Below are 20,282 nucleotides of genomic sequence, written 5' to 3' on the forward strand. Positions count from 1 at the left end.
ACTAAAACCTAAATGTTAGATCTAAGAATGTAATATAACTGTACTTCATACATCTATTTTCCGGATGTGAAGATAAATAAGGGATATTGCGTGATTTTAACTGTACATACTACAACTAAATCGAAAAGGGATTCTGAACACAAGAAATAGCTGTATAAAATACAGCTATTTCTTAGGTTTTCGTATATTAGAGTTAATGTTGTAAGTTATAGAATACACTTAAGCTTGCGCTGAAGGAACAACCTTCTCGGCATATTCTATCGTTCCGCCACCGAGACATTGCTCACCGAGATAGAAGACAACGGCTTGGCCAGGTGTTATCGCTTTTTGTGGAACATCAAAGTCTACGTTTATCGTTCCGTCTCCCCGTGCTGTAAGGGTCACGCCCTGATCAGGCTGGCGATAGCGGAATTTGGCGGTGCATTTTAGCGGCTCAAGACCTAGCTCTTGCCCGTTAATCCAGTTTACACCGGAGGCAATCAGACTAGTGGAGTACAGGCTGTGGTGCTTGTCTCCTTGAACTACATAAAGAATGTTGCGGCTAAGGTCTTTTTCGGCTACAAACCAAGGTTCACCGTTACCGGAGCCACCAATGCCAAGGCCTTGGCGTTGACCCAATGTATAGTACATAAGTCCATCGTGGCGGCCTTTGATTTCTCCAGTTGTTATATCTACCATATCACCCGATTGTGCTGGAAGATACTGGCTGAGGAATTCGCGGAAGTTACGCTCACCGATGAAGCAAACGCCTGTGCTATCTTTTTTCTTGGCAGTATAGAGTCCAGCTTCTTCGGCAATTCTCCGAACTTCCGGTTTCGGAAGATGACCAATCGGGAACATTGCTTTAGAGAGTTGATACTGTCCCAGTGCATTCAAGAAATAGGTCTGGTCTTTATTGTTGTCTACACCGCGGAGTAGCTTGTACAAACCATCTTCTTCTATAACACGTGCATAATGTCCAGTTGCTACATAATCGGCGCCAAGCTGAAGGGCTTTGTTCAGGAACTCTCCGAACTTGATCTCTCGGTTGCACATGACGTCTGGATTCGGCGTCCGGCCGGCCTTATATTCATCGAGGAAATAAGAAAATACTTTGTCGAAGTATTCCTTCTCGAAATTAACGGTATAGTAAGGAATATCAATCTGCTCGCATACGCGGCGAACATCCTCTGCATCGCTTTCGGCCGTACATACTCCGAATTCGTCGGTATCGTCCCAATTTTTCATGAAGATGCCGATGACGTCATAGCCCTGCTGCTTGAGCAGAAGCGCCGTGACGGAGGAATCGACCCCTCCGGACATGCCGACGACGACACGGGTGTCTTGTTTTGCTTTTGTCATCGTAATCACCATTTCTGTACCCAAAATACCGGTCATTCATGGAACACCCGGCTCAAAATGTATTATAACATACCTGTCTACTGTAAAGCCTAAAATAAGAGGCTGAGAATAGAAAAATGTCCACCAGGGGTGAACATTCTTGCAAAATGTTTCGTTTGCCATTTCATTTGTGACTTCGAATATGATAACATAAACTAAGAGTAATCATCGGAATACCTTGATATGACAAACGCATGACTTACCGAATCAATAGTATACAATAACTAGACACTAAACCGAAAGAGGTGCCCCTTTGAAAATATCAACCAAAGGACGTTACGGACTAACAATTATGATGGAGCTTGCACTGAAATTTGGTGAAGGACCGACCTCACTTAAGAGTATCGCTGAGAAAAATGGACTTTCTGAACACTATCTGGAGCAGCTAATTGCTCCTCTGCGTAACGCAGGACTGGTAAAAAGTATTCGTGGTGCATACGGTGGATACATTTTATCACGTGAGGCTAGTGCTATCACAGCGGGTGACATCATTCGTGTGCTAGAGGGCCCAATTTCTCCAGTAGATTTTACTGAAGAAGATGATGCAGCAAAACGCGATTTATGGCTGCGTATTCGCGATAGCATCGCCGACGTACTAGATTCCACGACTCTTCATGACTTGATTAATTATAAAGAAGAGAGCTTGGCGGACAACTATATGTTTTACATATAGTTAATGTATATGGAATAAAAACTTAAAGTTATAGTATTATCAATGTTTAAGCCCCCTTTTTGGGGGCTTTTTTAATGGGAAAACCACATTCAGAGTAATCAATGAAGCTTGTCTTCTCGATTACCGGGAGAAAGGTCCAGGTTACTCTCGTTACGCAAAAAAAAGGATGCCCTATATTCGCTCGGCATCCTTTTAATTAATCATCAGAAGTTTATTAATAGCTTATTGATTATCACCAAACCAGATGTTCTCTGTACCGGTCCGCGTGTCCGTCCATACGCTCACTAGACGGCCTGTTTGGGGGACAATGGCATTGCCGATGTAGTCCCCAATTAGGGGAATGCCGGTGACATCAAAGGATATTGTCGTTATACGGGTGTTTATAAACGTCTTACCCCCATCTCTAGATGTAGCTAGATATACATCAAGGTTGAGGGGATTGACTCGATTAGTGTAATAGGTAACGAATATTGCACCATCCGCAGGGGACACGGTGATGGCTGGGAAAAAGTTTTGGGAGCCCAACGGACTACCTGTAATGGATATTGGTGCCCCCCAATCTACACCAAAATTAGTGGAGATAGCAAGAAAAATATCAGAATAACCTTCTCGAAAATCTTGCCATACAGCATAGACATTACCTCGCGTCGTCGGTGCATTAGAAATATCTGCTGCGAGGGAAGGGTATGTCAGACATCTAAATGTATATCCCGGCAATGGATCTGGTGGGACTACAACGCTGGCGACCATGGTTTCAGGAGTAAAAGTGACCCCGCCGTCTGAGGATGTGCGAATTTTAAGATCAGTATTACCGGGAGGCTGATTGATCCATCCCACGATAACAATCCCATTTAATGTAATTGCTATACCGGGGAATTCTTCGAATTCTTCGACCGAAGACAGCAGGGAGGGACTGGAATAGGTATTACCGTTATCTAGGGAACGATTGAAGAATATCGTATTTCCCGGTATGAATTGTGTGTTGTAATCATGCGTATAACCAGTATATACATTTCCAAAAAAGGGACTTGATCCAGCTTTGTCGGTGACAACGACCACCTGATCATCATTTACAAACTGCCCAAACCCTTGATTCACGATGACTGGCGGTCCGAATGAAGAGGCGTTGTCGGCAGATGTATAGGAAACGATCGACCCGCTGAGACCGTCTGAATCGAAGGCGTGGGCTAATACTACGAAAGTGGTCGGAAAAATATAATCAATATGTGGTGCTTCGATGCCTGCAAATCCTGTCGGTAACGGCAATAACGTTGTTGTCCAAGTGGCACCTGCGTCAATAGATTTGTACAAACCTATATTGGGAGGGCCTGTTCGAAGATCTACAGCTACGGCGACCATAACCGAAGGATTAAGCCAATTTACCGCGATGGTGGGCTCAAATTGAGCACTTGTGCTCGGCGAAAGTTGAATATTAACCATGCAAAGCTCCTTTCGTCATAGATTTTTCGGTACTTACGGGTTCAGCTGAGCTATGAAAGTAAGTTCGGATTGCAGCACTCTTTGATGAGGAATGACGTTTCCTGACGAATCCGTTCCGAATACCGTAATAATCGTGTCTGCTGGTGCGTTTCCAGTTACGAGAAATTGGACTTCATAAGCTGAATTGCCTGCGATATTAAAACCGAGAAACTGGCTGGTGTTAGCATTAATATTCAATGAGTTGGAGTAGACTAAAGCCTTACTAACCAAGGTATTCCATACGTAAACGTGATAGACTACGTTAGATGAAAAACTAAGGTTGTCATTGTCGATATTAATGTTCACGTTGGATGCTGGGGTAGTCCCTGTGTTCGTAATGATGCCTGTTGTTGTTGCCATGAGCTTCACCTCTTTATTAGTTTGCTATATATATATGAATTGAGATTCATTGTGTTTGGACAAGGAAATCAGAAAAATCGCGGAGATTGGAAATATGAGAGGTATGCTATTATTCCATGAATCTCCCCTTCCTCTTGCCTCGCAACTTACAAACTATTCCCGAATAAATTGATAGAAAATGAGGGGAGGAGTGATGGAAATGGCTTTTACAACCGGTCTTATTACTAATACGAGAGCTACTGGTACTGCAGCAAGTAATGTAGTGGTCAGCGTTCGCAACACAAGCAACGCGAGTGCAATGATAATCGTCGAAGTTTTCGGCGTTCCGTATTCAACGCTTGCACTAACACCGCTTTATGTCACAGGTTATTATGTTCCAGCAATGAGTTCTGATATCAGAGAGTTCTTCATTGCGGGGAATGTCGCTTACGAGGTTCAGATAAGTACTCCTTTTCCTTTAGCAAATGTACTATGCTCTACGTACGGATTGGATGAGTTCGGAAATCTTGTTACCGATCAGAGAGTGCTTCAATCGGAATTAACGGAGATTACCGCCCTTTCTATACCTGTATAGAGTAATTGTTTAGACAATCATGCAGTAATCAAGAAGCAACCACCGATAGAAACAGGGTGGTTGCTTCTTTTTTTAGGCGCAATAAATCTCATAAAGGCATTCACACAGGCACAAAGGTGGAATTTAAATATACTAATTTTATACTCCAATGTAGAGAGAGGTAAAAATCATGGCGGATGTAGGAGTAGTTATGCCTTTGTATACCCAAAAGCCGGAATTTCTCCGGCAAGCTCTGGAGTCTGTTCTGCGCCAAACCTTCACCGAATTTCGACTGATCATTGTAATTGATGGTGCGCCAGAAATGGAACCGCTTGTGAGATCTATAATTGCCGAGGATCCGAGGGTAACTATTATCTCTTATGTACAGAACAGGGGTATCGCACATGCACTGAATACGGGCTTTGATCTTTTGTTTAGCGAACCCAGTATTCAGTATTTGAGCTGGGTCTCCAGCGATAATGTTTATGAACCCCGTTTCCTCGAAATCCTTCGAGGTGGACTAGTAAAGGGGCCGCAGGAGCTAGGAATCGTGTACAGTTCTTTTCAAAGTATAGATAACGAGGGAAACCTACTTCATAACGAACATCAACTCGCTACCCAGCGAAATTACCAATCACAGCCCAAAGAGAGATTGCTGGATTACTCGCTTATTGGTGTTTCTTTCATGTACAAATCGCAGGTTGCGAAGCTTGTTGGGGGGTACGGAATGGAGCCGGTGGAGGATTATGATTACTGGCTAAGACTGGCTGAACATTGTGATATTCGCTTTATCCCCGTGGAGCTGGTGAATTATCGTGTGGATTCTACCTTTAGTGTATCTGCACAGTTACATTCCACTGAGAATCATCGGAGATGGAGATATACGTACCACTTGACCCGCCATCAGGCACGATTCCGTAGAGGGATTCGTCCTATGATTACCATCTTATTTCCTGTAGTAAATGCTGGTGCGGAGGAAATAGCGAGGATAGAGAATCTGTATGAACAGACGTATAGCAATTATGAGTGTCGGGTGCTGGATTTATCACTTACGGGTCAACCATCGGCTCTACTGGGTTCAATCCCTCATCCTGCAACTGAGTTCGTTTATATGCCAGGAGTTGTGGAGTCGCACGCGATTTGTGGAGCGTTAGAGCACATGTCCACTCCCTACACGATAGTTTTAGGTCCCAAGATTTTCATTGGAGCACTCGATATTGAATACATGCTGGAAGCTTTGATTACTACCGGTGGGGACACAATCTCCAATTATTATACGGATGATCATAGCTTGATTGGGTTCCGGCATAGACATGTCCCATCGACCAAAACTCACTACTATAATGAGCTGTTTCGAAGCGCAGATTTGTATGATTTGCTGAAGATTTATTTTTCCTAAAATAATATGTGAATGAGTGATCGTAATGAAGATTTTGTTCACTTTCTTCAACCCGAGTGGAGGCATGCAAACCCTGAACCGTGTGCGCTGCCAAGCGTTACATGATCGCGGTGTAGAGTGTCATTTGTTGTACACACACCCTGGAAAAGGGCAGCAGAATATTCCTAATATTCAAACCTATATTACCAATAATGATGACGAGATCAGGGGATTGCTTGCTCAAGAATCCTTTGATTTGATTGTAGTGTGTACGGATATTTACTTAGCGGAAAGGTTCAGAGGGTTTGGTTACAAGGGGCCGCTTGTTTTTGAGGTGCAGGGATTGGGGACATTAGATGAAGCGGAGCAAGTTATTAGTAATTTTAGTGAGCGGATTCACAAGTTAACAGATGCGCTGCTCTATCCTGAAACGACCCATTTGCAGACGCTTTTTAAAGGTGGGTTTCCATCTATTCCTCAATATTGCTTTGACAATCCGATCGATTGCGATCAGTTTGGATATACCAATTATCCCGCAAAAAGCTTTCCCATCCTCGGCTGGGTGGGACGAATTCAAACGAATAAGAACTGGAGAGAATTTCTACAAATCGGACAACGGCTGCTGGCGACCCATCCCGAGCTTTATTTATGGATTTTTCAGGACGATACTTTGTTTGAGCCGGAGCAAAAAGAGAGCTTCGAACAATTTGTAGCCGAGACAGGGATTTCCTCACGTTTGATTTCGCATTCCAATGTTCCTCACGGGCAAATGGCAGATTATATGAGCATTATTGGTGACTCGGGAGGATTGCTCTGTTCTACTTCTATTCTCGAGGGATTTGGGTATGCGGTAGCAGAGGCGATGTTGTGTCGTTGTCCTGTACTTACTACGGATTCAGATGGCATTCGAAGGCTTGTCATTAATAATCATACTGGAAAAATATACAGAAGAGGGCACCTGGATGAAGCTGTGAATGCGGCTCTATCTTTAATGCATGATCCAGCGCTGCGAGCCAGGATCAGGGTGAATGGGGAGTGGCATATCCGAAACAACTTATCATCAAAACTGTATGCGGATAGATTTCTCCAGATGTCTCATCAATTGATGAGACGCCGGTCTAAGATCGAGCGCCGATGGTCTTAACTCTGCGGTTATGCCGCAGGGTTAAGATGTTTTTTTTAAATATAAGAATTTATATGCTTACGTTATAATTTATCCTTCTATTTCTGCGCCTCTTCAATTAATTCCTTCGCATCATTCCGAACATTTCCGACAGCCGTGGAAACTGGATAGGCTCGCATTAGTTGTTGATCATACGGTTTCAGGAGTCTTATTAGAGAGGTAGTGTCCTGATTGCCCCGATCCAGCCATTCTGTCTCATCCTCAGGCTTCAAAATAACCGGCATGCGATTATGGATTTCAGCCATAAGCTCGTTCGGAGTAGTCGTTATAATCGTGCAGGTACTTAGTTTATTACCCTCAGGGTCCATCCAAATATCATATAATCCGGCCATAGAGAAAATACCTCCATCGCGCATCACGATCCGCATGGGTTGTTTGCTGCTGCCCTGCACCTTCCATTCGTAGAAGCCGTCAGATGGGATGATGCAGCGGCGTGAGCTTACTAAGCGCTTGAAAGAAGGTTTCTCCAGCAGCGATTCTGCCCGGGCATTGATCATTTTATTGCCGATTTTGTCATCTTTTGCCCATGAAGGAACCAGACCCCAACGCAGTTCCCCAAGCTTATTGCTGGAGCCTGTATGAATGACTGCCGGAATTTGCTGCATGGGCGCAACATTATATTTTGGGGCATAGTGGATAATGGTTGAATCATTTGCAAAATATCTGACCATCAGCTCTTCCATGGTGACAGTTATTGTATAACGTCCGCACATTATTTACACTCCCCAGTCAGTAGATTAGAAGTTCACTCCGTTTACAGCTTAATTTCATCATGTTATGCTCGGAATATTTCTTATTATAAACGAAGCGGAATGAATGAAGAAAGAGGTGCTCATTGGTGATTTTGGTAAGCTCTTGTCTAGCTGGCATGAAGGTGAGATATAATGGTACGGATTGTTTGGATGAGAAAATTCAGAAGCTTTTGAATGAGAATCAAGCGATTGCTGTGTGTCCAGAGTTGCTGGGAGGATTCTCAACGCCTAGAGAACCAGCCGAAATCATTGCTGGGAATGGCGAGGATGTACTGGCAGGGACGGCTAAAGTAGTGGATCGATCAGGTACAGATGTTACAGATATGTATTTAGAGGGTGCTTATATTACGCTTGCAAAAGCCCAAGAGGTATCAGCTACGATGGTAGTGCTTAAAGAAAATAGTCCTTCTTGCGGCAGCAGTATGATTTATAATGGGGAATTCAAAGGGAAGAAAATAGCCGGAAATGGCGTTACTACAGCTTTACTTAGAAAAAATGGCATTGAGGTAACCTCTGAAGAGAACTGGCTACTATAATCCTAGCTTTCATAGGGAAATGATTACAATATTGTGTTCTTTCGCTTGTGGAAAACTCACTTCTCGCGCGGTATAATTTAATAGTTCCAAGTATAAACGTCTTCTTCGTCCTTTTAGGACGGTCAGCGTTTAAGCGAGAAATATAAGGATAATGTATAATGTGAAACTTATACCTTCTTATATTTTTAGAAGAACTAGTTTCCTATACTCTAGAAGCGGAGAAATGAATATGAAATCCATCTATTTGGACCACGCCGCATCAACCCCGGTTCATCCCGAGGTGGCTAAGGTCATGCTGAATATAATGACAGAACAATACGGAAATGCATCGAGTGTACATCAGTTCGGGCGTTCAGCTAAAAGAATATTGAACGGGGCGCGCGATAATATCGCCGCCTTTTTGGGCTGTTCCCCTGACGAGTGGGTGTTCACTGGAGGCGGCACCGAGAGCGACAATTTAGCGCTCTATGGAGCAGCAGCTGCAGTTTCCCATAAAGGAAAACATATTATCACCACCCAGATCGAGCATCATGCAGTGTTACATACCTGCGAAGAGCTAGAGAAGGAAGGCTTCAAAGTTACCTATCTCCCTGTGGATTCGACGGGCAGGGTATCTGTTACAGACGTAGAGGCTGCATTGCAGGAAGACACGGTGTTGATCAGCGTAATGTATGCCAATAATGAAGTAGGCACCGTTCAGCCTATTCAGGAGATTGGTCAGCTTGCTAGAGAACGGGGAATTCTGTTCCATGTAGATGCTGTACAAGCTCTAGGTGCACTCCCTATTACACTCCGAGAGCTTCCAGTAGATTACATGAGCTTTACTGCTCATAAGATCAATGGACCTCAAGGGATCGGTGGTTTATACGTTCGAAGCGGAGCGCCACTGCATCCAAGACTTCATGGCGGCCTTCAGGAGCGCGGCAGACGTGCCGGAACAGAGAATCTAGCCGGAGCAGCTGGGTTTGCCAAAGCCGTTGAAATAGCGGTTAAGGGGCTGTCAGAACGTCAACAGAATATGAAGCTCCTACGCAGTAGCCTGCTCGAGGAGCTGAATACTCTGATTGGACGGGAGCGTTACTCGCTTAACGGTAATACCGAGGAGTTTTTGCCTAGTATTCTGAATTTGAGCTTCCCAGGGGCTGGGACAGATGTTATGCTGATGAACCTGGATATGGAGGGAATTGCGGCAGCAAGTGGTTCGGCTTGCACCTCAGGATCCCTGGAAATATCTCATGTTCTGAAAGCAATGGGACTTCCCCAAAATATTTTAGAGTCTGCGATTCGATTTAGTATCGGTTTGGGTAATACTACTGAAGAAATCGAGTACGTTGCTCGAAAAGTTGAAACCATTTTGAATCGCCTACGTAAATGAGACTAGTTACTCTAGGTTTCGATCTGTATCGGGGCGATTCGGGCTTTTGGCTTTCTGAGAACTCGTAAGTACACTCAAAGTGAGGGGACCGAGGCAGCCATGAGACTACAAGATCTGATCGGCTTGGCTGTATTTGAAGTTGAAGAGGGGAATGAAATCGGCAAGATTGTCGATATCCTACTCGATTCAAACTGGAATATTACGGGTATTGAACTGGAAAGCAAATCTTTTTTTGGTGGCCATGTGAAATTTGTGGCATGGAAAGATATTGTGGCCTACGGCGAGGATGCTGTCATGATTCGTAGTAAAGAGTCGATTGATAAGACAGATGCCGATCATATACCTTGTACTTTTCTACTAGGAAAGAACAAACTTAAGGATTTGAAAGTACTGACTACAACTGGAACTATACTTGGACGAATATCGGATGTTTATTTTGACCAAAAGTTGGGAAACACAATAGGAGCGCTGGAAATCAGTGACGGGCTTGTGACTGATTTGATCGAAGGCCGCAAATGGCTGCCTTGTTCTGATGAGATGTCCATTGGTGAGAATGCTCTAATGGTTCCTGCAATGAGCGAAGAACGGCTACAAAAAGCCATTAATATTGTTAACGGATAGGTGGAATGTATTATATGAAGTGTCCAAACTGTAACTCCAAAGATATCGGAAAGATTGGTTCCCACCAGTTCTATTGCTGGGGCTGTTTCATTGAATTGACGGTAAACGGCGAGAAAATGTCGGTGTATCAAGTTGAAGAAGATGGCACACTCAGCTCGCTGGACGATCTCTTCTCCGGGGATGATATGACTCAAGATTTCCCGCAAATTCATGCGTCGTCTTAACTATGAATCTTGCTTTGTAAGCAAGAATGATCTATGTACTTAAAGCGTCAATCTCCTTTCAGTTGAAATCAGCTGCAGGGTTATTGGCGCTTTTTTTGGGTTCCCCGCAAAGCATCGAAGGACAAGCCTCACTTTGTGGGGTTATTTTGGGGGTTCCCCGCAAAGCATCGAAGGACAAGCCTCACTTTGTGGGGTTATTTTGTGTGCTTGATGGTTATTTTGCTGCGGCCATACATATACTTATTTACGAAGCTAGTCCAGGCTACAGTCGCAGGAGGGTACACTCATGGAGCAATGGTCCCAAAGTAAGTGGTTCCGCTGGATGATCGGAGTGCTGCTCTCCCTGATCATTTTGTATTTTGTTTGGTTGCTTCGTCCGATGCTGCAGGGGATATTTGTATTTTTGAAGGCAATCCTCGCTCCATTTCTGGCAGCTATGATTATTTCCTACGTGCTGAATCCCGTCGTTAGTATGCTGGCTGGACGGAAGATGCCGCGTAGTGTAGCTGTTCTACTTATATATGCAGTATTCCTAACGGCGATTGCAGTGATCGCAATTAACCTTATCCCGATGTTTATCGAGCAGCTTGAAGAGTTGAATGAACATTTGCCAGAGATGACGCTGCAAGCCCAAGGGCTGATGCGACATATGAATTCTAGACTAATCCCGCCCGGGGTCGAGATGGGGATGAACAACTGGTTTTTCCAATTGGAAAGTCGTCTCGCCGAAGGGATTTCTAATTTTCTCGATAATATAGGGACAACGATTAATGTGCTGTTCAATGCTTTCATCGTACCGTTTCTAGTGTTCTATATTCTGAAGGATTTTGATGTGTTTGAGCGGACGGTGGTGTCTTGTCTGCCCCGCGCACGGCGCAAGTCTATTGTAACTTTGTTAAAAGATATCGATGATGCACTCGGTAACTACATTCGTGGACAGTTTCTGGTCTGCATTATTATAGGTGTGCTTGCTTATATCGGTTATGCCATCATCGGAATGCCGTATGCTTTACTGTTTGCGAGTGTGGTGGCAGTGTTCAATATTGTTCCGTATATGGGTCCCTTTTTGGGGGCTGCACCAGCCATTGTAATGGCTTCTACTGTTTCTTTTCGTTTAGTGCTGTTGGTTGCAGTGGTTAACACAGTGTGCCAAATCGTGGAAAGTAACATTATTTCACCACAGGTGGTGGGAAAGAAACTGCATTTGCATCCGCTGCTCATTATTTTTGCGCTTCTGGTTGGCGGTGAATTGGCGGGAATGATCGGACTTATCCTTGCTGTACCGTTCTTCGCGGCTGCAAAAGTCGTTATTCAACACTTTATGACGTATTTAATCAAACGAAAGCCCGTGTAAATAGGGTAAAACATTGACTATAGTCAACAGTTTTGTATATAATGTTGGGGAATATTACTGATGAACAGTCGGTATATATAGTTGATCGATGATGAGGAGTATTAATTCTATACCGTTATTGCAGAGAGCCGGCACTAAGGTGCGAGCCGGTTAACGGAACGGAGTGAACTCACCTCGGAGTAACGGCGCAAGTTTCAGGATATCCACTAGACATAATGGATGTCCTAGGTGAACCGCCGTCGCCTCACCCCCGCTAAAGGGTGCAAAGTGAGTGGCAGAATAAAGTATATTTAGCCGCTAACTAGGGTGGTACCACGGGAATTATAACCTCTCGTCCCTAGCGATAATACGCTAGGGATGGGAGGTTTTTTTGTAAATATAAGAGGGTATAGGTTTCACGAAATACTTCATGTCTTATATTTCTCGCATAAACGCTTGTCGTCCTTATAAGGATGCCGATGGCAGTTTATGCTTGGTTAAGAAATCTAAGTAGTAACACTCCAAGGAGGAGCAGACAATGAGCGACAATCAAACAAACAGTATACCTGCCGGCGGTTACCGGGCGCAGGCTATTGAACCCAAGTGGCAAAAGTTCTGGGATGAGAACAAAAGTTTTAAGACAGGTGAAGATCCAACCAAACCGAATTTCTATGCACTGGATATGTTCCCGTACCCTTCAGGTGCAGGACTGCACGTAGGTCATCCAGAAGGCTACACAGCAACGGATATCGTATCCCGTTACAAACGGATGCGTGGTTTTAACGTGCTGCACCCAATGGGCTGGGATGCTTTTGGACTTCCTGCAGAGCAGTATGCAATGGATACAGGTCAGCATCCACGTGATTTTACAGATAAGAACATCGATAATTTCCGTCGTCAGATCAAATCGCTGGGTTTCTCCTACGACTGGGATCGCGAGATCAGCACTACAGATCCAGATTATTACAAATGGACGCAGTGGATTTTCATCCAGTTGTACAACAAAGGCTTGGCTTATGTAGCAGAAGTACCTGTTAACTGGTGCGAGGCATTGGGTACAGTACTTGCCAACGAAGAAGTTATTGATGGTAAAAGTGAGCGCGGAGGACATCCGGTTGTCCGCAAACCGATGCGTCAGTGGATTCTGAGAATTACTGAATATGCTGAGCGTCTGCTTGAAGATCTGGAAGAGCTGGATTGGTCTGAAAGCATCAAGGATATGCAGCGCAACTGGATCGGCAAATCCACAGGTGCAGAAGTGAACTTTGAAATTGAAGGTCACGATGCTAGCCTGACCGTGTTTACAACACGTCCAGATACATTGTTCGGAGCTAGCTACTGCGTATTAGCACCAGAGCATGAACTGGTTGATGCCATTACAACAGAAGCACAACGTGCAGCGATTTCAGAATATCGTGTGAAAGCTTCTCATAAGAGCGATCTGGAACGTACAGATTTGGCTAAAGAGAAGAGCGGTGTATTCACGGGTGCGTATGCAATCAATCCTGTGAATGGCGCCAAGGCACCGATCTGGATTGCAGATTATGTACTTGCTGGATATGGAACGGGTGCGATCATGGCGGTTCCAGGTCACGATACTCGCGACTGGGAATTTGCTAAACAATTCGGCCTGAATATCGTGGAAGTCGTACAAGGTGGCAACGTTGAAGAAGAGGCGTATTCCGGAGACGGACCGCATGTCAATTCTGATTTCTTGAATGGGCTTAAGAATGAAGAAGCGATTGCGAAGATGATTGCTTGGCTGGAAGAGAAGGGCGTAGGTAAAGGTAAAGTAACCTATCGTCTGCGTGATTGGCTGTTCAGCCGTCAACGCTACTGGGGAGAGCCGATTCCAATTCTGCATCTGGAAGACGGTACAATGAAGACTGTTCCGGTTGATCAGCTGCCGCTGGTACTGCCTGATGTAGAGGCGATTAAACCTTCGGGTACTGGGGAGTCTCCGCTTGCCAATGTAACAGAGTGGGTGGAAACGATCGATCCTGAGACTGGTATGAAGGCTCGCCGTGAGACCAACACCATGCCGCAATGGGCGGGCAGCTGCTGGTACTACCTGCGTTATATTGATCCGAAAAATGATCAAGAGCTGTGCTCCCCTGAGAAGCAAAAAGCATGGCTTCCAGTGGATCTGTACATTGGCGGAGCGGAGCATGCTGTACTTCACTTGCTCTATGCACGTTTCTGGCACAAGGTGCTTTATGATATCGGCGTAGTGGAAACGAAAGAGCCTTTCCATAAGCTGGTTAACCAAGGCATGATTCTTGGAAATAATAATGAAAAAATGAGTAAATCACGCGGAAATGTCATCAACCCAGATGAAATTGTTGAAGCTTTCGGTGCGGATACACTGCGTGTCTATGAAATGTTTATGGGCCCTCTGGAAGCAACCAAACCTTGGAATGAAAAGGGTGTTGAAGGGGTTCACCGGTTCTTGTCCCGTGTATGGCGCCTGTTCGTGAATGAGGAAGGTAAGCTCAATTCTAAAATCACAGCAGATGGCGGTACGGAAGAGTTCAAACGTACTTGGCACAAAACGATTAAGAAAGTCACTGAGGATTTCGAACATCTGCGTTTCAATACGGCGATTAGCCAGTTGATGATTTTCATTAACGATGCCTACAAGCAAGAAACCTTGTCCCATGAAGCTGCCGAACACTTTGTGCAAATGTTGTCACCACTGGCGCCGCATATTGCTGAAGAGCTGTGGCAACTGCTTGGTCATGAAGGAAGCATCAGCTACGTGGCTTGGCCAACTTATGATGAAGCATGGACAGTCGATGCTGAGGTTGAAATCGTTATTCAAGTTAATGGTAAAATCGTACAACGCGCCCTGATTCCGCTGGATATGGGTCAGGAAGAAATGCAAGCTCATGCGCTGTCACTTCCTAATGTGAGTGCAGCTGTAGAAGGTAAAACCGTACGCAAGATTATTGCGGTTCCTGGCAAGCTTGTAAATATTGTAGTGGGTTAAGCGAAGAACGCAATTCTGCCCGCAGCATCGGAGAAATCCGTGCTGCGGGCTTTGTTGTTCTAGCGTTCTTTAGGACCCTGATTAATAGTGTTGTGTCCGAATAGCTCATCAAGCTTAATAACATCCTCATCATATTTATCATGCGTTGTCGTGATGAGGCGTTCAAATACACCATCTAGACTGGTACGTAAGTGGTTTAACGCTTCTGCGGTAATGCCACCGCGAACAGCGACCCGTTCTTGAAGCTCTTGCGGGGTAAACTCCCCTTCTGTCAGTAATTTGCCTGTTCCAAGCAGCATTTCACCAGCGAGTCGACTGATTAATGTCTCTTCAATTCCAGTGGCCTCAACGGCTGCTTCTATCCATCGCTCAATGAAATAGCTTAAGAACGCAGGTCCACAGCTGGAGAAATCAGAAGCGATTCGGGTATGTGCTTCTTGGATTTCTAATGGAACACCTATGAAAGACAATAGCTGTAGCAGTACAAGCCTGTCTTCTTTATTAAGCCTGCTGCCAAATATGCACAGTGAAGTCCCACTCTTGACGCAGTGCGTAATGCTTGGGATGATCTTGGCAATTTTGGACGGCAAAGCGGATTCCAGATGATGCAATTGAACTGGACTTGTAATGGATACGACAATTTGCTCACTCCGGAGACATGAGCCGATCTCATCTGTTAATGTTTTAAATTCAAGTGGCTTTACGCATAAAAAAACGATATCACTTCCTAACGCTGTCTCCCTATTGCTTCCGCAAATGGAAATGCCGGGGTGACGCTTCTCAAGCTCCAGCAGCTTGTTCAGGCTGCGGTTGCTGGCAAGCACATCACACGGTTCTAGCGCTCCGGAAGAAAGAAAGGCGTCGATCAGCAGGCTGCCCATGCTGCCTGTTCCGATAAATCCTACTTTCACCTGTGGTTCCTCCTTTCTAGCATTGCTTTTTACTAACTGACATGAATTCTCTTCGTTATATGTATGCAGGATAGCCTTGGACAAATGACAGGTTTTGTATGAATTATTAAAGGGAATTCCAATTAAAGGAATGTATGAAGATTCACAAAAAAGTATAGGACGAATTTTCGTGAGGGGGAGTGCATTTTGAATAAAGGGAATATAGTGCTCGGAGTGGTTGTAGCTCTACTGGGTGGTGGGTTGCTATGGTCTGCAGAGAGCAAGGGGGATTCCGGCATTGCCGGATGGGAAACCTTGAATGGAAGCATGGAACAAGCGATTGGAGTTTCTGAGCCAGATGAAGCTTCGGCTACAGAGGGCAAAGTGGGAGGCCAGCAGACGAAGGTAGATAAGCAAAGTGCTGGGAAAGTTACAGTGGGAGCCGAAGCTACTGGGAAGACTGATGCTTCTGGGAAAAATGATAGTGCTGGAAAGGCTGAAGTTAGTGATAAGTCTGATGCTGCTCAGAAGGTGAAGGATACTGCACAAGTAGATCATACTGTCCCGACTCCAGTAGATGAAAAGGGGACAACAGTTACTGGAGAGAATGCTTTGGAGGGGCTTGAGATTACCACGTCAGTCGCTTCACAGGAAGGTAAAATAAATGTGAACACTGCGGGTGCTAAGGAACTGATGGATCTTCCGGGCATCGGAGAGAAGAAGGCCCAGACTATAATCGAATACCGCAACCGTGAAGGGGCTTTTCGTAGTCTGTCAGATTTGGGGAAGGTGAAGGGGATCGGGCCCAAAATGCTGGAAAAGCTAAAGCCTTTAGTAATATTTTGAAGATAAAAGGGTATTGAAGGTACTGTTAAATGTGCTACAACCGTTGTCCTAGTGAATACTTGCGGGGATGTGCTACAATAGTTAACAACTATTTAGAAGGATATGGAGATTGATTATGACTGCTGCTTATCGTAAAGACTGGGATACTTATTTCATGGACATTGCCTGCATGGTCTCAACTCGTTCACGCTGTAATCGCCGACATGTGGGTGCTGTGCTGGTACAAGGCAAGAAGTTGCTAGGAACAGCGTACAACGGGGCGCCAATGGGCGTACCTGATTGTTCAGAGGCAGGCTGTATGCTCTCGGAGCAATATGAAATGGAAATCGTGGATGGCGTAGAGACAATGGTGAAGAAACAGCGCTGTATTCGCACAATTCATGCGGAACAGAATTTATTGCTATTTACAGACCGAATCGATCGGGAAGGCAGTACCGTCTATGTGACAGATGAGCCTTGCTGGACCTGCGCAAATATGCTGGCGAACAGTGGTATCGTGGAAATCGTGTATTACCGACCTTACCGTAAGGATATGGAAAAGGTTGAAGCGATGATGGCTGCCAAGGGTATCATATTTCGTCAATTGGAGAACTATGAGCCGCCAAGTGAAACGATGATCAAAGTATCGGAATAGCTGAACTGCACAACACCAATTTAATAAGATGGCTTGAGGAAGAACCTCTCGTGCGCTTTTATGGCGTATGCAGAGGTTCTTTTTTTGTATCCAGTATTGTGAAAGGGGGATGGGCACGTGAAGGAAAGACCTTTACTAAGCTTTACGGCATGCTGGGTGGCTGGAAGCGCAGTGGCTTGCTTAAACTCAGGGAACGGAATGCTGTTGGCTTGGGCTGGATTAATATTTTTGCTGATAAGTCTGAGGGTGTGGGGAACAATGAGCTGGAAATACATAGCTGTGTTGTGTATGTCCATTTCTTTAGCAGCTGGATATTGGGAGTGGAACGAAGCTCGCAATATTAGCGGAATTCCTGAACCGCTGGGTAGCACGATTGCAGAGCTGAATGGGAGTCCCGTGGAAGCTAGAGGCACGATCGTTTCCGGCGTGGAACGGGATGGGGATCGGGTTGATTTTATAATGAAGCTCTCACATATGAATCTGCTTGCAGAGGGGGATGATAATTCATCCGATCCTTTGGATGGAAAGGACAGCAAGATGCAAGGGGAGTTAATCGCAGTTCAGATCAAACTTCTGGCTGAGCAAGAAATCGCTGTCGCTGCGGAGTGGCGAAGAGGGGATGAGGTGCTGCTTAATGGCGTGCTGGAAGAGCCGGCAGTAGCGCGTAATTTTGGAGGCTTTGATTATCGTGCCTATTTACATACGAAGAAGATCCATTGGCTATTGAAGGGGCAGGGAGCGGAAAATGTAAGGGTAACCGTGCCAGATTCATGGAGTCCGTTAACGATTCTTCGCTTAAATGACAGCGCGCGAACGGCCCTTGGGGCAGAGCTGGACCATCTTTTTCAAGGACGCCACTCTGGGTATATGAAGGGCTTAATCATTGGGATGCAGGATGATCTCGATCCGGATACCTTTAAGCAGTTCTCTCAGCTCGGTTTGACGCATATTCTCGCTATTTCAGGTATGCATGTAGCCGTGTATGTAGGTGTTCTTTTATTTCTGTTCAGGCGCTTACGACTGACAAAAGAGACCGCACTAACGCTCACTTTCATACTCGTTCCGGTATACGTCCTCTTATCTGGTGCGGGTCCGTCCATTGTGCGTGCGGGGCTGATGAGTATGATTGCCTTGCTCGCTGCACGAGTTGGGATGCTGAAGGATGGACTGAATATTTTGGCGGCATCGGCACTGGTTATGTTGATCTGGAATCCTTATATGCTGCTCAGTGTCAGCTTCCAGCTGTCTTTTCTGGTGACCTTAGGTTTGATGGTCTACGTTCCGCTTATGAATCCTCTTCTGAATACACTGCCACGCTGGATAAAAGGTGCCGTCTCTGTGACTCTAGTAGCACAGTTGGTTTCGTTTCCGCTGACGGTTTATTATTTTAATCAGTTTTCGCTACTGTCCTTTGTCGCCAATTTGGTCTTTGTGCCTTTTATTACTTTTGTAGTATTGCCGCTTGGGACACTTGCGCTACTGCTTGGACGACTGTGGGAAGATGCAGCAAAAGTACTGGCACATGTTACGGAGCTGCTGAATAACTTTACTTTTTACGCTGTGGAATGGATCAACGAATTTGCTGGTGGAGTTTTGATTTGGGGCTCGCCTTCACTGCTGTGGATCGGGGTGTACTATGTTTTGTTGTATGGTCTGCTGTATGTTGCCAAGCGAAGAAAGGAAGCTCGTTCTGCACCGCAATATATGGAGGATGAGACGAGACCATTAGCGGAGGCTGGTTTATCTGTGAACAGTCACGGTGGGTTTGGGAGAGTGGAGAATGCACGGTTTGCTATTGGTGCTTCTAAGGTTGGACGCTGGAGCGGAGAGATTGTTCTACTATTGGCAGTTGGACTGGGGATGTTGCTGTATAGGGGTTATCAGTCGGATGGTCAAGCGGGTAGAAGTACAATTAGTTATCTGGATATCGGACAAGGCGACAGCATTCTCATCACTACACCGAGCGGAGCACATATTCTAGTGGACGGTGGTGGAACCTTAAACTTTGGTCAAAAAGAAGAGTGGCGCGTTCGCCGAAGTCCGTTTGAGGTTGGAGCTAAAGTGCTGGTGCCTCTGCTGAAAAAACGTGGTATTCACCGTTTAGATGCGATTATTTTGACACATGGAGATCAGGATCATGCCGGAGGACTCCAAGCCGTGTTGGAAGAGATTCCGGTTTCGGCGTTGCTTTTTAATGGAACGTTAGTTGATCGCGAGTTTTATATGGGGATGATGAGGACTGCACTAGAGAAGGATGTTCAGCTGTATGCTGTACATCAAGGAATGACTCTTTCCCCGGATGATAAGACGGAGCTGTCCTTTTTATGGCCGGAGGGAAGGGGTGGAGAAGCGTCGGGTACTCCTTATCAGAATGGCATTCCTTTACTTGAAGAGCAGAACCACGATTCGGTAGCTTTTCGCTTAGAAATGAATGGTAGGAACTTTCTATTCACCGGAGATATGGATCTGGAAGCCGAGGAGGAGATTGTAGAGCAGGCTAAGCAAAAGGGCATCAGCGCTGGACCTGTCATTGATGTGCTGAAGGTGGCTCACCATGGGAGCAAGACATCTTCTGGCGAAGCTTGGCTTGACTTCTGGCAGCCTGTAGCAGCGGTGATTTCTGCGGGAGTCAACAACCTGTACGGTCACCCGAAACCTGAGGTGTTGGAGCGATTGTTGGATAGACATGCGGCTATCTTCCGGACGGATCAGCAGGGGGAGATACAGATGCGGGTGCGGGCGGAGGGGGTTGAAGTGCGATATAAGTTGGTGGAGGAAAAGGTAGGGGGATAGGGAGGGGAGGTAGAGAAGGTGGGTAGATGGAAAGGTAGTAGATTAGAAAACAGGATAGAAAGAAGGATGGGGGTTTAGGAGAGTGATAGAGTGTTAAAGGAGAGGGGAGCGTGCCTAGCTCCTCCCATTGCACTTTGTGCAATAGAATGCACTCCAAAGTAGCTGGATCTTCATTCTATTGTATTTTGTACACTCAAAATGAGGAAAAGAGCCTATTTCTCTGCGATTCGTTCGGCTGAATGCCAATGCAGATTTGTAGCGAGAATGACGGGATTACCTTTCG

General features: G+C 45.4%; 18 protein-coding genes. 13 read left to right on the plus strand and 5 right to left on the minus strand.

Annotated features, from left to right (window positions below):
* Positions 1–219 precede the first annotated feature (219 nt).
* On the minus strand, positions 220–1,341 hold the full coding sequence (gene mnmA, locus MKY52_RS15645) for a tRNA 2-thiouridine(34) synthase MnmA (RefSeq protein WP_341053429.1): 1,122 nt from the start codon (positions 1,339–1,341) through the stop codon (positions 220–222).
* Positions 1,342–1,633: 292 nt separating this feature from the next.
* Here mnmA and cymR point away from each other — a divergent pair, with 292 nt between their 5' ends.
* Complete coding sequence (gene cymR / locus MKY52_RS15650) at positions 1,634–2,053, plus strand: cysteine metabolism transcriptional regulator CymR (protein ID WP_042191066.1); 420 nt, start codon at positions 1,634–1,636, stop codon at positions 2,051–2,053.
* A 222-nt stretch (positions 2,054–2,275) separates the two neighbouring features.
* Here cymR and MKY52_RS15655 read toward each other — a convergent pair whose 3' ends face one another.
* Positions 2,276–3,412, minus strand: coding sequence for a sialidase family protein (locus MKY52_RS15655; protein WP_341052188.1), 1,137 nt, complete (start codon positions 3,410–3,412; stop codon positions 2,276–2,278).
* 114 nt (positions 3,413–3,526) lie between these two features.
* On the minus strand, positions 3,527–3,892 hold the full coding sequence (locus tag MKY52_RS15660; protein ID WP_341052189.1) for a hypothetical protein: 366 nt from the start codon (positions 3,890–3,892) through the stop codon (positions 3,527–3,529).
* A 199-nt stretch (positions 3,893–4,091) separates the two neighbouring features.
* Between MKY52_RS15660 and MKY52_RS15665 the strand changes: the two genes are divergently transcribed.
* From MKY52_RS15665 to MKY52_RS15675, 3 genes are all read left to right on the plus strand, one after another.
* Positions 4,092–4,466 carry a hypothetical protein gene (locus tag MKY52_RS15665; protein WP_341052190.1) on the plus strand — a complete coding sequence of 125 codons (375 nt, stop codon included), beginning with the start codon at positions 4,092–4,094 and terminating at the stop codon, positions 4,464–4,466.
* Positions 4,467–4,635: 169 nt separating this feature from the next.
* On the plus strand, positions 4,636–5,844 hold the full coding sequence (locus MKY52_RS15670) for a glycosyltransferase family 2 protein (protein WP_341052193.1): 1,209 nt from the start codon (positions 4,636–4,638) through the stop codon (positions 5,842–5,844).
* Between the two features lie 25 nt (positions 5,845–5,869).
* Complete coding sequence (locus tag MKY52_RS15675) at positions 5,870–6,967, plus strand: glycosyltransferase family 4 protein (RefSeq protein WP_341052195.1); 1,098 nt, start codon at positions 5,870–5,872, stop codon at positions 6,965–6,967.
* 77 nt (positions 6,968–7,044) lie between these two features.
* On the opposite strand, the gene MKY52_RS15680 is transcribed toward MKY52_RS15675, so the two are convergent.
* Entirely contained in the window at positions 7,045–7,719 is a 675-nt protein-coding gene (locus MKY52_RS15680; protein ID WP_341052198.1) for an SOS response-associated peptidase, read from the minus strand.
* Between the two features lie 125 nt (positions 7,720–7,844).
* Here MKY52_RS15680 and MKY52_RS15685 point away from each other — a divergent pair, with 125 nt between their 5' ends.
* The 6 genes from MKY52_RS15685 to leuS all read left to right on the plus strand — a co-directional run bounded on the left by MKY52_RS15685 (position 7,845) and on the right by leuS (position 14,836).
* Positions 7,845–8,294: a DUF523 domain-containing protein gene (locus tag MKY52_RS15685; protein ID WP_341052200.1), complete on the plus strand. Its 450-nt coding sequence runs from the start codon at positions 7,845–7,847 to the stop codon at positions 8,292–8,294.
* Positions 8,295–8,523: 229 nt separating this feature from the next.
* A complete protein-coding gene (locus MKY52_RS15690; RefSeq protein ID WP_341052201.1) occupies positions 8,524–9,669 on the plus strand; it encodes a cysteine desulfurase family protein in 1,146 nt (381 codons plus the stop codon).
* Positions 9,670–9,768: 99 nt separating this feature from the next.
* Complete coding sequence (locus MKY52_RS15695) at positions 9,769–10,290, plus strand: PRC-barrel domain-containing protein (RefSeq protein WP_042191050.1); 522 nt, start codon at positions 9,769–9,771, stop codon at positions 10,288–10,290.
* 14 nt (positions 10,291–10,304) lie between these two features.
* Positions 10,305–10,514 (plus strand): hypothetical protein, encoded by a 210-nt coding sequence (locus MKY52_RS15700; RefSeq protein WP_036677557.1) that lies wholly within the window; start codon positions 10,305–10,307, stop codon positions 10,512–10,514.
* A 286-nt stretch (positions 10,515–10,800) separates the two neighbouring features.
* Positions 10,801–11,868, plus strand: a complete 1,068-nt coding sequence (locus MKY52_RS15705; RefSeq protein WP_042191048.1) for an AI-2E family transporter — start codon at positions 10,801–10,803, stop codon at positions 11,866–11,868.
* A gap of 517 nt (positions 11,869–12,385) precedes the next feature.
* A complete protein-coding gene (leuS, locus tag MKY52_RS15710; protein ID WP_341052202.1) occupies positions 12,386–14,836 on the plus strand; it encodes a leucine--tRNA ligase in 2,451 nt (816 codons plus the stop codon).
* A 59-nt stretch (positions 14,837–14,895) separates the two neighbouring features.
* Here leuS and comER read toward each other — a convergent pair whose 3' ends face one another.
* Positions 14,896–15,747 (minus strand): late competence protein ComER, encoded by an 852-nt coding sequence (gene comER, locus MKY52_RS15715; RefSeq protein WP_341052204.1) that lies wholly within the window; start codon positions 15,745–15,747, stop codon positions 14,896–14,898.
* A 186-nt stretch (positions 15,748–15,933) separates the two neighbouring features.
* Here comER and MKY52_RS15720 point away from each other — a divergent pair, with 186 nt between their 5' ends.
* The 3 genes from MKY52_RS15720 (at position 15,934) to MKY52_RS15730 (ending at position 19,999) form a co-directional block, all read left to right on the plus strand.
* Complete coding sequence (locus MKY52_RS15720) at positions 15,934–16,572, plus strand: helix-hairpin-helix domain-containing protein (RefSeq protein ID WP_341052205.1); 639 nt, start codon at positions 15,934–15,936, stop codon at positions 16,570–16,572.
* Positions 16,573–16,687: 115 nt separating this feature from the next.
* Positions 16,688–17,206 (plus strand): deoxycytidylate deaminase, encoded by a 519-nt coding sequence (locus tag MKY52_RS15725; protein ID WP_042191041.1) that lies wholly within the window; start codon positions 16,688–16,690, stop codon positions 17,204–17,206.
* A gap of 117 nt (positions 17,207–17,323) precedes the next feature.
* Positions 17,324–19,999 (plus strand): ComEC/Rec2 family competence protein, encoded by a 2,676-nt coding sequence (locus tag MKY52_RS15730; RefSeq protein ID WP_341052206.1) that lies wholly within the window; start codon positions 17,324–17,326, stop codon positions 19,997–19,999.
* Positions 20,000–20,282 lie beyond the last annotated feature (283 nt).

The sequence above is a fragment of the Paenibacillus sp. FSL P4-0184 genome, from assembly GCF_038004625.1.
Classification (GTDB): domain Bacteria; phylum Bacillota; class Bacilli; order Paenibacillales; family Paenibacillaceae; genus Paenibacillus_AQ.

Excerpts from the sequence above, each read along its gene's own strand:
- mnmA (WP_341053429.1), bottom strand. The coding sequence starts at position 1,341 with ATGACAAAAGCAAAACAAGACACCCGTGTCGTCGTCGGCATGTCCGGA.
- MKY52_RS15655 (WP_341052188.1), bottom strand. The coding sequence starts at position 3,412 with ATGGTCGCCGTAGCTGTAGATCTTCGAACAGGCCCTCCCAATATAGGT.
- MKY52_RS15660 (WP_341052189.1), bottom strand. The coding sequence starts at position 3,892 with ATGGCAACAACAACAGGCATCATTACGAACACAGGGACTACCCCAGCA.
- MKY52_RS15665 (WP_341052190.1), top strand. The coding sequence starts at position 4,092 with ATGGCTTTTACAACCGGTCTTATTACTAATACGAGAGCTACTGGTACT.
- MKY52_RS15670 (WP_341052193.1), top strand. The coding sequence starts at position 4,636 with ATGGCGGATGTAGGAGTAGTTATGCCTTTGTATACCCAAAAGCCGGAA.
- MKY52_RS15675 (WP_341052195.1), top strand. The coding sequence starts at position 5,870 with ATGAAGATTTTGTTCACTTTCTTCAACCCGAGTGGAGGCATGCAAACC.
- MKY52_RS15680 (WP_341052198.1), bottom strand. The coding sequence starts at position 7,719 with ATGTGCGGACGTTATACAATAACTGTCACCATGGAAGAGCTGATGGTC.
- MKY52_RS15690 (WP_341052201.1), top strand. The coding sequence starts at position 8,524 with ATGAAATCCATCTATTTGGACCACGCCGCATCAACCCCGGTTCATCCC.
- MKY52_RS15695 (WP_042191050.1), top strand. The coding sequence starts at position 9,769 with ATGAGACTACAAGATCTGATCGGCTTGGCTGTATTTGAAGTTGAAGAG.
- MKY52_RS15700 (WP_036677557.1), top strand. The coding sequence starts at position 10,305 with ATGAAGTGTCCAAACTGTAACTCCAAAGATATCGGAAAGATTGGTTCC.
- MKY52_RS15705 (WP_042191048.1), top strand. The coding sequence starts at position 10,801 with ATGGAGCAATGGTCCCAAAGTAAGTGGTTCCGCTGGATGATCGGAGTG.
- leuS (WP_341052202.1), top strand. The coding sequence starts at position 12,386 with ATGAGCGACAATCAAACAAACAGTATACCTGCCGGCGGTTACCGGGCG.
- MKY52_RS15725 (WP_042191041.1), top strand. The coding sequence starts at position 16,688 with ATGACTGCTGCTTATCGTAAAGACTGGGATACTTATTTCATGGACATT.